This is a genomic window from Vibrio sp. OPT46 (assembly GCF_015163535.1).
GTDB classification, from domain to species: Bacteria; Pseudomonadota; Gammaproteobacteria; order Enterobacterales; family Vibrionaceae; genus Vibrio; species Vibrio alginolyticus.
On sequence record NZ_JADDYG010000771.1, the window covers coordinates 1 to 239 of the forward strand.

The window sequence follows — 239 nt, forward strand, 5'->3', positions numbered from 1 at the left end:
TCCGTTACTAACATTGGTTCACAAGGATCATTGCAACCAAATTTCAACTCGTTTAATGCATATCGCACAGAAAGTGGAGAATTAATCTACAAGTCAGAGTCTTTATTACACCTGGCGGATACTGCAGGTAACACACTTGAGACAATGGGTATCGCTGAGCTCTCATCACAAGGTGGAAGTGACATATCGATCTCTCCTGGAGAAACCCGAAAATTCGTTACTAGCATTGCTTCAGAAGT

The 239-nt window shown here is 41.8% G+C and carries 1 pseudogene; it reads left to right on the plus strand.

What is annotated here, in order from left to right:
* A pseudogene (locus tag IQR33_RS34645) lies at window positions 1-239 on the plus strand (hypothetical protein); the annotation flags it as partial.